At 72.3% G+C, this 12,288-nt stretch carries 14 protein-coding genes; 5 read left to right on the plus strand and 9 right to left on the minus strand.

Going from position 1 to position 12,288, the window contains the following annotated elements:
- The first annotated feature begins 2 nt into the window (after nt 1-2).
- Genes Vse01_RS06555 through Vse01_RS06565 form a run of 3 tightly spaced genes read left to right on the plus strand, consistent with a single transcriptional unit; the run spans nt 3 to nt 2,980 of the window.
- Complete coding sequence (locus Vse01_RS06555; protein WP_232511190.1) at nt 3-1,325, plus strand: sensor histidine kinase; 1,323 nt, start codon at nt 3-5, stop codon at nt 1,323-1,325.
- Nucleotides 1,322-1,972 carry a response regulator gene (locus Vse01_RS06560; protein ID WP_093403425.1) on the plus strand — a complete coding sequence of 217 codons (651 nt, stop codon included), beginning with the start codon at nt 1,322-1,324 and terminating at the stop codon, nt 1,970-1,972. The genes Vse01_RS06555 and Vse01_RS06560 overlap by 4 nt, the downstream gene beginning before the upstream one ends.
- 6 nt (nt 1,973-1,978) lie before the next feature.
- Nucleotides 1,979-2,980: a helix-turn-helix transcriptional regulator gene (locus tag Vse01_RS06565; RefSeq protein ID WP_093403423.1), complete on the plus strand. Its 1,002-nt coding sequence runs from the start codon at nt 1,979-1,981 to the stop codon at nt 2,978-2,980.
- A 62-nt stretch (nt 2,981-3,042) separates the two neighbouring features.
- On the opposite strand, the gene Vse01_RS06570 is transcribed toward Vse01_RS06565, so the two are convergent.
- The 5 genes from Vse01_RS06570 to Vse01_RS06590 form a co-directional block, all read right to left on the minus strand.
- A complete protein-coding gene (locus tag Vse01_RS06570; RefSeq protein ID WP_093403422.1) occupies nt 3,043-3,957 on the minus strand; it encodes an SDR family oxidoreductase in 915 nt (304 codons plus the stop codon).
- A 239-nt stretch (nt 3,958-4,196) separates the two neighbouring features.
- On the minus strand, nt 4,197-5,084 hold the full coding sequence (locus Vse01_RS06575) for an alpha/beta fold hydrolase (protein ID WP_093403420.1): 888 nt from the start codon (nt 5,082-5,084) through the stop codon (nt 4,197-4,199).
- Nucleotides 5,081-5,395, minus strand: a complete 315-nt coding sequence (locus Vse01_RS06580; RefSeq protein WP_093403419.1) for a DUF2516 family protein — start codon at nt 5,393-5,395, stop codon at nt 5,081-5,083. The genes Vse01_RS06575 and Vse01_RS06580 overlap by 4 nt, the downstream gene beginning before the upstream one ends.
- A 70-nt stretch (nt 5,396-5,465) precedes the next feature.
- On the minus strand, nt 5,466-6,278 hold the full coding sequence (locus tag Vse01_RS06585) for a hypothetical protein (protein WP_093403417.1): 813 nt from the start codon (nt 6,276-6,278) through the stop codon (nt 5,466-5,468).
- Nucleotides 6,279-6,280: 2 nt separating this feature from the next.
- A complete protein-coding gene (locus tag Vse01_RS06590) occupies nt 6,281-6,883 on the minus strand; it encodes a helix-turn-helix domain-containing protein (RefSeq protein WP_093403416.1) in 603 nt (200 codons plus the stop codon).
- Nucleotides 6,884-6,994: 111 nt separating this feature from the next.
- On the opposite strand from Vse01_RS06590, the gene Vse01_RS06595 reads away from it, so the two are divergent.
- Nucleotides 6,995-7,792, plus strand: a complete 798-nt coding sequence (locus Vse01_RS06595; RefSeq protein WP_093403414.1) for an alpha/beta fold hydrolase — start codon at nt 6,995-6,997, stop codon at nt 7,790-7,792.
- Nucleotides 7,793-7,818: 26 nt separating this feature from the next.
- Here Vse01_RS06595 and Vse01_RS06600 read toward each other — a convergent pair whose 3' ends face one another.
- From Vse01_RS06600 to Vse01_RS06615, 4 genes are all read right to left on the minus strand, one after another.
- Nucleotides 7,819-8,832, minus strand: coding sequence for an asparaginase (locus Vse01_RS06600; RefSeq protein WP_093403413.1), 1,014 nt, complete (start codon nt 8,830-8,832; stop codon nt 7,819-7,821).
- A gap of 94 nt (nt 8,833-8,926) precedes the next feature.
- Nucleotides 8,927-9,754 (minus strand): beta-keto acid cleavage family enzyme, encoded by an 828-nt coding sequence (locus tag Vse01_RS06605; protein WP_093403411.1) that lies wholly within the window; start codon nt 9,752-9,754, stop codon nt 8,927-8,929.
- Nucleotides 9,755-9,798: 44 nt separating this feature from the next.
- On the minus strand, nt 9,799-10,911 hold the full coding sequence (gene ygfZ, locus Vse01_RS06610) for a CAF17-like 4Fe-4S cluster assembly/insertion protein YgfZ (protein ID WP_093403409.1): 1,113 nt from the start codon (nt 10,909-10,911) through the stop codon (nt 9,799-9,801).
- A complete protein-coding gene (locus tag Vse01_RS06615; RefSeq protein ID WP_093403408.1) occupies nt 10,908-11,336 on the minus strand; it encodes a Fur family transcriptional regulator in 429 nt (142 codons plus the stop codon). The genes ygfZ and Vse01_RS06615 overlap by 4 nt, the downstream gene beginning before the upstream one ends.
- A 68-nt stretch (nt 11,337-11,404) precedes the next feature.
- Between Vse01_RS06615 and Vse01_RS06620 the strand changes: the two genes are divergently transcribed.
- Entirely contained in the window at nt 11,405-12,253 is an 849-nt protein-coding gene (locus Vse01_RS06620) for an aminotransferase class IV (protein WP_093403406.1), read from the plus strand.
- Nucleotides 12,254-12,288 lie beyond the last annotated feature (35 nt).

The raw sequence follows: 12,288 nt of genomic DNA on the forward strand, positions 1-12,288 counted from the left end.
GCATGGTGAGCGGGGACGGGATGACCTACGGCGGGGACGGCTCGACGGCCAGCCGCGACGACACCCTGCCCGCCGACGACTGGCTAACCCACTGGCGGGCGCGGGAGGCGCGGCTGCACCGGGTGCTGCCCTACGGCGGCCTGCTCGTGGGCTCGCTGCTGGCCGCCTTCGCGCCGGCACCGCGTGGGCTGCCGATGCCGCTCACCTTGGTGATCGCCGGGCTGACCGCCTGCTGGGTCACCTGGTATGTCGTGCTGTCTCCGCAGTGGCAGGGACAGCAGCGGTCGATGGCGGTCTACTACGTCGGGCTGCTCGCCTTCGCCGCCGTTTTGGTGGCCGCGAGCCCGTGGTACGGCTTCTTCGCCTGGGTCGGATTTCTGCACGCCTTCCTCGTGCTCAACGGACGATGGCGGTTCGCCGGTATGGCCGCGACAGCCGTGCTGGTGGCCACCGCGCAGGGCGGCGGTCTGCCGTCCTCGTGGTCGAACTGGCCGCTGTGGCTGGTGTTGGTGCTGGTCAACCTGGTCCTGGCCGGTGCGGTGAGCTGGTTCAACCTGGTCGGTGAGCGGGAGGACGCCAGGCGTAAGCGGTTGGTGGCCGAACTCGCCGCCGCCAACCGCCAGCTCGCCGAGACGGTACGGGAGAACGAAGGACTGCACGCCCAGCTCCTCACCCAGGCCCGCGAGGCCGGCGTACTGGACGAGCGGCAGCGGATGGCTCAGGAGATCCACGACACCTTGGCCCAGGGCCTGACCGGCATCATCACCCAGCTGGAGGCGGCCGAGCAGACCCGCGACCGCTCCGCCGACTGGCGACGCCACATGGACAACGCCCTGGCGCTGGCCCGGGAGAGCCTCACCGAAGCCCGCCGGTCGGTCCGGGCGCTGCGCCCCGAGCCGCTGGAGACGGCCCGCCTTCCCGACGCGCTCTCCGAGCTGGGTCAGCGCTGGTCGGCCGTGCACGGGGTGACGGCCAGCGTCAGCACCACCGGGACGCCCCGCCCACTGCACCCGGAGATCGAGGTGACGCTGCTGCGGGCAGCTCAGGAGGCGTTGAGCAACGTGGCCCGGCACGCCGGCGCGTCCCGGGTCGGGCTCACCCTGTCGTACATGTCGGACGTGGTCACCCTCGACGTCCGCGACGACGGATCGGGATTCGACGTGGCCAACCAGTCGACCATCCCGGATCAGGACGGAAGCTACGGCCTGACCGCGATGCGGCAGCGGGTCAACCGGGTCGGTGGCCAGGTCGCCGTCGAGTCCGAACCGGGTGGCGGGACCGCCGTCTCGGCCTCCGTGCCGGCCCTGCCCGGAGCCGCCGCATGACCGATCCGGTACGCCTGCTCATCGTGGATGATCATCCAGTGGTGCGGGACGGACTGCGCGGCATGTTCGCCGGCGACCCGGGGTTCGAGGTGGTCGGCGAGGCGGCGGACGGCGCCGAGGCGCTGACGATGGCCGCCCGGCACCACCCCGACGTGGTGCTGATGGACCTGCGGATGCCGGGGATGGACGGGGTGACCGCGATCGGCCGCCTCGTCGCGGCGGACAGCCCGGCGAAGGTGCTGGTACTGACCACGTACGACACGGACGCGGACGTGCTCCCGGCGATCGAGGCCGGCGCCACCGGCTACCTGCTCAAGGACGCGCCCCGCGACGAACTGGTCCGGGCGGTACGGGCCGCCGCCCGAGGCGAGTCGGTACTCGCGCCGAGCGTGGCCGGCCGGTTGATGGGTCGCCTCCGGACGCCACGCCAACCGGCCGAGGAACCGCTGAGCCAGCGTGAGTTGGAGGTGCTCACCCTGGTCGCCCGGGGATCGTCGAACCGCGAGGCCGCGGCGCGCCTGTTCATCAGCGAGGCCACGGTGAAGACCCACCTGCTGCACGTCTACGCCAAGCTCGGGGTCAACGACCGGGCCGCCGCAGTGGCCGTCGCGTACGACCGGGGGTTGCTGACCCCCGGTGGCCGGTGAGCGTCGATGCGGGCGTCGCGATTGCTCTCCCTGCTGCTGCTGTTGCAGACCCGTGAGGCGCTGACGGCGGCGGAACTGGCCCGCGAGTTGGAGGTCTCCGAGCGGACGGTCTACCGGGACGTGCTGGCGCTCTCCGCCGCCGGGGTGCCGATCTACGCCGACCGGGGACGGGCCGGCGGCTACCGGCTGCTCGGCGGCTACCGGACCCGGCTGACCGGGATGACCCGGGACGAGGCGGAGGCGCTCTTCCTGGCCGGGTTGCCCGGCCCGGCCGGTGACATGGGTCTCGCCGACGCCGTCGCGGCGGCGGAACTGAAGCTCCTCGCGGCGCTACCGCCGAGCCTGCGCGACGCCCCCGCGCGCACCGGCCAGCGGTTCCACCTGGACGTGCCCGGCTGGTTCCGGGAAACCGGGCCGCCGCCGTGGCTGAGCGACCTGGCTGGCGCGGTCTGGCGGGACCGGGTGGTGCGGCTGCGCTACCGCCGCGGCGACCGCGAGGTCGAGCGGGAGCCGCACCCGTACGGGCTGGTCCTCAAGAGCGGCGTCTGGTATCTCGTGGCCCGGGTCGACGACGCGTACCGCACGTACCGGGTGGACCGGGTCACCCACGTCGAGGTGGGGACGGAGACCTTCGACCGGGACGCCGGCTTCGACCTGGCGGGGTACTGGCGGGAGCAGGCCGAGGCGTTCCTGCGGAGCATGCTCCGGGTCGAGGTGACGATCCGGTTGAGCCCCGCCGGCCTGCGCCGGCTCCGCTTCCTCGCCGACGCCCCCTTCGTGTACGAGGCGGCGGTCGCCGCCGCGGGCGAACCCGACGGGCAGGGCTGGGTGGTGACCCGCCTGCCCGTCGAGTCCGTCGAGGTGGCGTACACCCAACTGCTCGCGCTGGGGCCGGAGGTGGAGGTGATCGAGCCGCCGGAGCTACGGTCGCGGCTGGCCGAGGCGGCGATGAGCGCCGCCGCGCTGTACTCCACCGCCGACGACCGGTTCCCCGACCGGCCGGCGTAGTACGGCCGGTCGGGTGCACGCCGGTCGGGCCGCTCAGACGGGCGGACGCCGGGGCGGGAGGATCAGCGGTAACCCGTGGTGTCGGCGGGTTTGCCGGCGTCGACCACCTCACTGAGGTAGCGGAAGGCGTCCGGTTGGGAGCCGTCGACGTCGGTGAAGCCGTACACCTTGGCCAGTTCTCCGGCGGAGACGGACCGACCGTTCCAGCGTGCCCGGTCCGGGTCGGCGGCGAGCGCGGCGACGGCTCGACCCACGAACGTCGGAGTCTCCGAGATGAGGAAGTGCGGGTCCTTGGCCGCGCCATCGCGCCAGTTGTCCTCGGTGACGCCGAAGTGCTCCAACATCGCCTCGGAGCGCATCCAGCCCGGGGTGAGCGCGACCGCCGTACCGCCGTGCGGCCTGACCTCGTGGGCCCAACTGAAGGCGAGCCGGTTGACCGAGGTCTTGGCCAGGTCGTAGAAGACCGACAGCCGGTAGTTCTCCTCGTTGTACGCCTTCGTACCGTCACCGATCTCCACCACCAGTCCGCCGGGCCGGCGGATCAGCAGGGGCAACGCGAAGTGGCTGGTGATCACGTGGGTGTGCACCGCCAGCCGCAGCATCCGGAAGCCGGCGTCGAGCGACTGCTCCCACACCGGCTTCTCCCAGGTGATCAAGGGGTCGGCACCCCACACGTCGTTCACCAGCACGTCAAGCTTGCCCTGCTCGGCGTCGATTCGCGCGACCAGGGCCTGCACCTCGTCGGGTACCAGGTGGTCGACCCGGACCGGGATGCCGGTGCCGCCGGCCGCGGTGACCAGTTCGGCGGTCTCCTCGATGGTTTCCGGGCGGTCCAGTTCGGAACGGCCGGCGCGGCTGCTGCGGCCGGTCGCGTAAACGGTGGCACCTGCGGCGCCTAGTTGCACGGCGATCTGCCGGCCGGCCCCCCGAGTGGCCCCGGCGACCAGCGCCACCTTTCCGATCAGCGGTTTAGTCATGCGCTCCACGCTGCCAGCAATACCTGCCATCTGGTGGCAGGTATTCGCGACTCGTCGCGACAGGGCCGGCTGATCGACCCGGGAGGGCCACAATCCGGCTCGCGAGTTGCGGCATCCCGGGTCCTACCGCCCGCCGGATGCCCCGAGATACCGCATGTCGCGCCCTCCCGCACGCCGGATGCCGCGGCATGCCGCATCCCACGGGCGGCGGGCGGGGGCGCTAGGTGGCACGCGACGGGCTAGCCGTTGAGGAAGTCGGAGATCCGGCTGCGGAGGTCGGCGCGCTCCGTCCAGAGGACACCGGGGCGGTCGTAGCGGTGCAGGGTGGCCCGGGGCAACGTGGCGGCGAGTTGTTCGGCCACCTCCACCGGATGCAGGTCGTCGCCCTCGGCGGCGATGACCAGTGCCGGCGCGGTCACCCGGGCGAGCACGCCGGCGTCGGGCAGTGGCGCCTGCTCCGGCAGGTCGATCAGCCCGGCGGCGAGGCCGTCGCGCAGCAGGTGGTCCAGCCGTTGCCGCAGATACGCCCAGCCGGCCGGCGTGTTGCGGACAGCCGGCGGCAGCTCGGTGGAGACGGCTTCCGCCACCGCCGAGGCGTCCCCGCTCTCCACAGCCGCCAGCAGTTCGGTCAGCCGCGCCCGGGCGACTGGTCCGCGCGGCCGGTCGAGTGCGGCGGGGAGGAAGAAGACGAGCCGCTCGAACCGCTCCGGGCTCTCGGCGAGCAGGCGGCACAGCGCACCGGCGCCCAGGCTGGCCCCGAAGGCGCGCGTCGCGCCGCTGAGGTCGGCTATCGCCCGCAGATCGCGGGCCAGGTCCAGGTAGCTCCACGGCCCGTCGGGCGCGTCGGAACGGCCGTGGCCACGGAACTGGAAGAAGACCCGGCGACCGGTGACCCCGCTGCCGAAGGGTCGGGTGGTGGCGATGCCGTTGGCCAGCCCGTGCGCGAAGACGGTGACCGGGTCACCAACGCCGGTGACCAGCCGCTCCAGACGTACGCCGTGCGGGGTGGCGACCAGTTCCGTTTCCGGGTCGGGTAACGGCGGTCGGCCGGTCCGTGGGGCACCCGGGCCGGGACCCCAGCTGCGTGGCCCGCCGTCCGGCGGTGGTGGCCAGCGGAAAGATCTCACCAGGACCCTCTGTTGTCGCCTAGGTCACGTAGTCCGACCCGGACGTCGAGCAGATAGATCAGAGCCGCCGCCACACCGATCAGCCCGAAGATGCTGAGGGTGGAGCGGGTGAGCAGGGTGAGCAGGAGAGTGACCGCCAGGATCGCGATCCAGCCGCCCTTCGGCAGGGTCCCGATCGCCGGGAAGGCATCGGAGCGTTGCGTGACTGCGTGCACGAGAGCCACCCCCTGCACGATCAGTGCGAAGACGAAGAGGATCAGCTCGATCACGTAGCGGACGTCGAAAACGAAGATCGGCGCGGCGTTGGCCATGACGGCAAGCTTATGCCGGCGACCCCGGATCCGTGGCGATGGGACGGTCCCGGGGCCGCCGGCTGCTGACTCACTGGCTCCGCTTGGTACCCCGGGGCAGCTTCGCCGACGGGCTGTCGGTCCGCTTGGCAGCGGCCTGCCGGGTGGTCGACTTCGCCCGGGTGGTCTTCTTCGCGGCGGCCGGCTTGGCCTCCACGATCTCGGCCACCTCCGCCGGGCTCGGCACCTCGGCCGGCGTGGCCTTCCCGACGGTCACGGTCGTCTCGGTCGGCGCGGACTTCCCGACGGTCGCGGTCTGCTCGACAGTCGCCGTCGGGGTGGTCGTCCCGGTCGCCTCGATGTCGGCGTTCACCGTGTCGGCGGCCTCCAGCACGCCGGCGCCCACGACACGCTCGCCCCGCGCCACCAGCGCACCGTACGCGGCCAGCGCCCGCACCTGAGCGGCCTGGGCGCCGGCGACGACGACCGCCGCGTTGCGGCTCGCCAGCTCGCGGAGACGGTCCAGGTCGGCTGCTTCCCGCAGCTTGTTCAGGTCGGCCGTCTCGCGCAGCTTGGTGAGGTCCGCAGCCTCGCGAAGCTTGGCCAGGTCGGCGTGCTCACGCAGCCGGTTCAGGTCGGTCGTCGGGGCGGCCTTCTGCCGCAGCGACTCGGCCGTCCGGTTGGCGTTGCGCAGCGTGTCGTTGGCCTTCTGACGCAGTTCGAAGCCGGTGACGACGGCCTTGCCGCCGAGTTCGTTGACGACCCGCCCACCGTCGGCGACGACGCGGTCACGCAGCTCACCGACCACGGTGGGCAGTTTGCGCAGCTGCTGCAAGGCCAGTTCACCAGCGCCGGCCGCAGCGTAGATCGGGGCAGGGATGCGATTGGTCTTCGGCTGGCTCATCGTTACTTCTCCTCCTGGACCGCTGTCGCGGTCTTGCGGACCACCTTGCGGGCGGCCTTCCTGGGTGGGGTGCTGTTCGGGGCGGGAGCGGAACCTGCCTCGGTCACGGCGACCGATTCGAGCACCGCCTCGGTCGGGGTACCCGCCGCGGTGGTGGGCCCGGTCGCGGCCAGGTTGGCCACGTCGGGGGCGGTGACGTTATCCGCGTCGGAGGTGCCGGTCTCCCCGCTCGCGCCAGGCATCGTCGCGGTCGCCTCGGCCAGCCGCGCATTCTCCCGGCGAAATGTCTCGTAGATCTGGGTAAGGGACTGTTTCTGGGCCATCGTCAGGTCCGGATCGACGGCGATGGCGGCCAGCACACCCTGCCCCTCCTTGTCGTCGAGCAGTCCGGCCCGCAGGTACATCGCCGGAGTGGAGACCCGCAGCGCGCTGGCGAGTTGCTGGAGCACCTCCGCGCTCGGCCGGCGCAGGCCGCGCTCGATCTGGCTGAGGTAGGGGTTGCTGACCCCCGCCTGCTCGGCCAGTTGCCGGAGCGAAATCTTCGCGTTCCGCCGCAGGTCACGAATGAACCCGCCGACGTCGGGAAGGTCCTTGGGAGTGGCCATGACTCAACGCTAGCCCGCACTGCTAGCAGCTGCAAGCAAAGTGCTAGCCGAAGTTAGCGATGTCTCATCGCCGGCTTGCGCACCGCTCCCGCCCGGTCGTACCGTCCTGCGGTGACCAAGATCCAGGTAAATGGCGCTCTGCTGGCGTACGACGAGGCCGGCAGCGGATCGCCGGTCGTCCTGCTGCACGCCGGTATCGCCGACCGCCGGATGTGGCGGGACCAGATCGCCCCACTCGCGACCCGACACCGGGTGATCGCCCTCGACCTTCGCGGGTACGGGGAGTCCGAGCTGCCACCGAGCGCCTTCGCCCACCACGATGACGTGGTCGGCCTGCTCGACGCTCTCGGACTGGCCAGCGCGGCACTGGTCGGCTGCTCCTTCGGTGGGGCGGTGGCGATCGACACCGCACTCGCCCACCCCCACCGGGTGAGCGCGCTGGCCCTGCTCGGCGCCGCGGTCTCCGGCCACGAATGGTCAGAGCAGACGAACGAGCTGTGGGAGCACCTGGTCGGCGACGTCGATCCGGAGGACTTAGCCGCGACTGCCGCGGGTGAGGTGCGGTTCTGGGTGGTCGGTCCGGACCGCGAGCCCGCCGACGTCGACCCTGAGCTGGTCGCCTTCGCGACCGCGATGGACGAGCGCGCACTCGCCGCCGAGTTGGCGCTCAGCGCCGTGGACGTGGCCGAGCTCGACCCACCGGCCATCGGGCGACTCGCCGAGCTGACCATGCCCGTGCTGGTCGCGGCCGGCGCGCTGGACGTGCCCGACATCCGCCACCTGGCCGATCGCATCGCGGCCGAGGCACCCCACGCGATACGCCCACCCGACATCCCAAACGCCGCTCACCTACTCCCCCTGGAACACCCCACCCGGGTAAACCAGCAACTCCTCACCTTCCTCCCCTAACCCCGCACTCCCCCCTTCCGGGTTGATCAAGAAGTTTTGGTCGGATTCCGCGCTACTCCCGACCAAAACTTCTTGATCAACGCGTCGCTGGGGCGGGTGGCGCCGACGGGGAGGGTGCCGCCGAAGAGCGGCAGCTCGGCGAACTCCGACAGGACCGGCGCATCCACGCCGAGCCGGCGCAGGGCCGAGACCAGGACCGGCATCCGGGCCCGGCCGGCGCCGTCGTCAATCTTGAGCGCCACGGCGCCGACGCCGGGCAGGGCCGCGGCGATGACACCCTCCGCGCCGATCTTCGCCAGCAGCCCGGGTACGCCACGCATCAGTCGGGTGTCGTCCGCCTGCGTACCGCCGACCACCTCCGGATGCGCCCGCATCGCGTCGGCCACCAGGCCCGCCCCGGTGTCGCCTTCGGCCGTCACCAACCGTAGGTATGCCGTGGCCAGCCCGGTCAACGACGCGGACAGCACCGGAGCGCCGCAACCGTCGACGCCGACGGCCACCGCCTCCTCGCCGGTGAACTCCTCCACCGTCTCGCGCAGCCACCGCTGGAGCGGATGTTCGATCCGCCAGTAACCCTCCAGCGGCCAGCCGGCGGCACGGCAGGTCAACAGCATCCCGGCGTGCTTGCCGGAGCAGTTCATCTGGACCCGGGCAGGGCCGCCGCCGGCCCGCAGCACCGCCATCCGTGCGAGATCGCCCGCCGGCAGGTCCGGCGGACAGTGCAGGTCGTCCTCGCTCAGCCCGGCACCCGCGAGCAGCCCGGCGACCCTGGCCAGGTGGAACTCCTCCCCCGCGTGGCTGGCGGAGACGATGGCCAGGTCGGCAGGCTCGGTGAGGGACAGCCCGGCGCGGAGCATGCCGACCGCCTGCATCGGCTTGTTCGACGAGCGCGGGAAGATCGGCGAGGTTACGTCGCCCGCCGCGGCCAGCGACGCACCGGCACTGTCGAGCACCACCACCGAGCCGCGGTGCACGCCCTCCACGAAGCCGGACCGGACCACCTCGGCGAGCGGTACGCCGCCCTCGTACGTCTTTCCCACAACGTGGACGGTACCGAGGTGTCCGGCCGACCTCACGCCGGGGTGAGCTGGGACTCCACCTCCGGGCGTAAAGGGATGCCGGGCGACTCGTGCCTTACAGGCCGAGCAGCTCGCGGGCCTCGGCGGTGTTCAGCGGTGGACGCTGCGCGAGCTGAGCGAAGCCGACCGCACGCGCGACCAGTTGCATGTTCGACTCCACCGGGCGGCCCTTGGCGTACGTGACCGTGTCCTCCATCCCGACCCGCAGGTGACCGCCGGTGGAAAGCGCGGCGAGCAGCACCGGAAGGCTGGTACGGCCGATGCCGGTCGCCGAGAACGTGGTGCCCTCCGGCAGATCCCGGAGCATCTGCTGGCCCGCCACCAGCGTCGCCGTGGTTCCCGGCATGCCTCCCGGCACACCCATGACGAAGTCGACGTGAACGTGACCGCCGTGCGGCAGGCCGTACTTCCCCAACAGGCGCTGCAGGGCGCTGAGGTGGCCGAGATCGAAGATCTCGTACTCCGGCACGATGCCCCGCTCCTGCATCCTGGTGTGCAGGTCGACGACGAACTCCCAACGGTTGAGGAACACCTCGTCACCGAAGTTGACCGTACCCATGGTGCAGGAGGCCATGTCCGGGGCCGCGTCCAGCACGGCGAGCCGGTCGGCCTCCGGGTCGGTGACCGCGCCGCCGGTGGACAGTTGCACGATCAGGTCGGTGCTCTCCCGCAACGCCGCCACGGTCGCCCGGAGCCGACCCGGGTCCAGGGTCGGCCGGGCCTGGTCGTCGCGGATGTGCACGTGGATCACGGAGGCACCCAGTGCCTCGCACTCCTTGGCGGTGAGCAGCAGCTCGTCGAGGGTCACCGGCAGCGCCGGCACCTCGGTCTTCGCCGACTCCGCGCCGGTGGGGGCAACCGTGATCAACGTCCCTGTCGTCATGCCGGCGATCCTAGAGCGCCCCCGGCCACCAGCGGTGTCGGTGTCTACGAGGGGTCGATGGCGGCGGCGCTGTCGCCCACCCGGAGCGCGGCATCGTCGGGCACCGAGCGCTTGACCACCGCGAGCGCGACCTGCCCCAGCTCGTGATGAAGCACCGCGGTGCCGACGAAACCGACCGTACGGCCGTCCAGGGTCACCGGGGAACCGGCGACCGGCAGCTGGTCCGAGGCCACCCCGTCGAGGTGCAGCAGCACCAGTCGGCGTGGCGGACGGCCCATGTTGTGCACCCGGGCGACCGTCTCCTGCCCCCGGTAGCAGCCCTTGTCCAGGTGCACTGCCGGGGCGATCAGGTTCACCTCGGCGGGGATCGTCCGGTGGTCGGTGTCGACGCCGACCCGGGGCCGCCGGGCGGCCACCCGCACCGCCTCGTACGCCCACAGCCCGACCGGGGGCACCCCGTTGTCGCGCAGCCGCGTGACAACCTGGTCCATCGCGGGTCGGGGAACCAGCAGGTCCACCCCGAGCGGACCGCGCCGGGCCCAGCCACCCTGCGGCAGCGGCTGTACGTCGTAGCGGGCGGTCGGGCGGGGCGGCAACTCGCCGGAGCGGAACTTCGGGCCGGGCAGCCCCACCACGTCCGGCTCGGCGAGCGGCGGTACGTCGAGCAGGGCCACCACCTCGGCGGCCTTCGGCCCGACCAACGACAGCAGCGCGTACTCGGCGGTGGCATCGCGGGGGTCGACCTGGCTGAAGAACCGCATCTTCTCCAGGTAGGTCAGCAGTCCCGCAGTTGCCCCAGGCTCGGTGTCGAGCCAGGTGGTGTCGCCGTCCTCGGCCACCATGGCGTGCTGCTCCAGATGGCCGTGCGGCGAGAGCACGAGGAGTTCGGTGCCCTGCCACGGGCCCAACTCGGCCAGGTGCTGGGTGGTGAGGGTGTGCAGCCAGGAGATGCGCTCCGCACCCGGCACCGCGACGACGCCCCGGTGGGAGCGGTCCACCAGGCCGACCTCGGTGTCCAACTGGCGCTGCTCGCGCATCGGGTCGCCGTAGTGCGCGGCCACGCCCCGCACCCCGGCTGCGGCGTGCGCCGGCTCCGGCTGATCCCGGCTGGCCTCGTCGATGCTCTCCACGGCCACCGCGCCCGCGATGTCGATCATGTCTTTTCCCCGTCTCCGCACCGCGCGCACAAGCCGAAGAAGGAGACGTGCCCGATGTCCACCCGGAAGCCCCGTTCCCCGGCCAGTTGGTCGGAGAGCGGACGCATCAGTTCCGGATCCATCTCGTCGATCGCGCCGCACTCGCGGCAGACCAGGTGCACGTGCTGGTCCTCACCGGCAGCGTGGTAGGTCGGCGACCCGTGCGAGAGGTGGGTGTGGGTGACCAGGCCGAGCCGCTCCAGCAGCTCCAGCGTGCGGTAGATGGTGGTGATGTTGACCCCGGCGGCGACCTCGCGTACGGCGGTGTGCACCTGCTCGGGGGTGGCGTGCCCCAGGTCCAGCACCGCCTGGAGGATCAGCTGTCGTTGCGCCGTCAGCCGGAGCCCACGGGCGCGGAGCAGTTCCGCGAGGGAGGATTCGGACACCCCCCGATCATAGTTCGGCCGCGCGCGTACCTCCCGGCGCGACCGGCACGGCACTATGCTCGGCCCCCGTGGTGACCTCGCGGATCGGCGTGCTGGGTCGCGGGCGGCTGCCGGCCGATGAGCCGGTGCTGCGCGCCGACGATCTCGGCGTGCTGCGGGGTGACGGGCTCTTCGAGACCATGCACCTACGTGACGGGCGAGCCTGGCTGCGCCAGGAGCACCTGGCCCGGCTGCGGAGCGGCGCGGCCGCCGTGGAACTGGCCCTGCCGGCGGACGACGCCCTGGTCGAACTGCTGGACGAGGTGGCCGCCGACTGGCCGGCCGAGGTGGAGGGCGCACTGCGGCTGGTCTGCACCCGGGGGCCGGAGCGCGGCGGCCCGCCCACCGTTTACGCCACCCTGTCGGAGGTCGCCCCCGCGGCCCCGCAGGCCCGGCACGACGGGGTGAGCGTCGCCACCCTCTCCCTCGGGGTGCCCGCCGAGGCCCGGCCGGAACTGGACTGGCTGCCGGCGGGCATCAAGTCCACGTCGTACGGGGCCAGCAGCGCCGCCCGGCGCTGGGCCGCCCGGGCCGGCGTGGACGACGTGCTCTGGATCTCCTCCGACGGGTACGCCCTGGAAGGACCGACCGCCAACCTCGTCTGGCTGGCCGGGGAGACGCTGTGCACGGTGCCCGCCGGACGCACCGGCATCCTGCCCGGCACCACCGTCGCCTGGCTGCTCGCCCACGCCGCCGACGTCGGCTGCGGGGCCGCCGAACGCATGGTCACCCCGACGGAGCTGCGCAAGGCCGAGGGGGTCTGGCTCACCTCGTCGGTACGCGGCCTGGTCGCGGTGCACACCCTCGACGGTGAGCCGCTGCCGCCCAGCCCGCTCACCCGCGCGTTGCAGCAGCTGCTCGGCTTCCCGCTGCCCTGAACCTGGACCGGCGATGGCTGACCCGAGCCGGGCGT

Source organism: Micromonospora sediminimaris (assembly GCF_016863575.1).
GTDB lineage: Bacteria > Actinomycetota > Actinomycetes > Mycobacteriales > Micromonosporaceae > Micromonospora > Micromonospora sediminimaris.

Bases quoted from the DNA above. Each gene is read 5' to 3' on its own strand.
- Vse01_RS06555 (WP_232511190.1), top strand. From the start codon at position 3: ATGGTGAGCGGGGACGGGATGACCTACGGCGGGGACGGCTCGACGGCC.
- Vse01_RS06560 (WP_093403425.1), top strand. From the start codon at position 1,322: ATGACCGATCCGGTACGCCTGCTCATCGTGGATGATCATCCAGTGGTG.
- Vse01_RS06565 (WP_093403423.1), top strand. From the start codon at position 1,979: ATGCGGGCGTCGCGATTGCTCTCCCTGCTGCTGCTGTTGCAGACCCGT.
- Vse01_RS06570 (WP_093403422.1), bottom strand. From the start codon at position 3,957: ATGACTAAACCGCTGATCGGAAAGGTGGCGCTGGTCGCCGGGGCCACT.
- Vse01_RS06580 (WP_093403419.1), bottom strand. From the start codon at position 5,395: ATGGCCAACGCCGCGCCGATCTTCGTTTTCGACGTCCGCTACGTGATC.
- Vse01_RS06585 (WP_093403417.1), bottom strand. From the start codon at position 6,278: ATGAGCCAGCCGAAGACCAATCGCATCCCTGCCCCGATCTACGCTGCG.
- Vse01_RS06590 (WP_093403416.1), bottom strand. From the start codon at position 6,883: ATGGCCACTCCCAAGGACCTTCCCGACGTCGGCGGGTTCATTCGTGAC.
- Vse01_RS06605 (WP_093403411.1), bottom strand. From the start codon at position 9,754: ATGACGACAGGGACGTTGATCACGGTTGCCCCCACCGGCGCGGAGTCG.
- ygfZ (WP_093403409.1), bottom strand. From the start codon at position 10,911: ATGATCGACATCGCGGGCGCGGTGGCCGTGGAGAGCATCGACGAGGCC.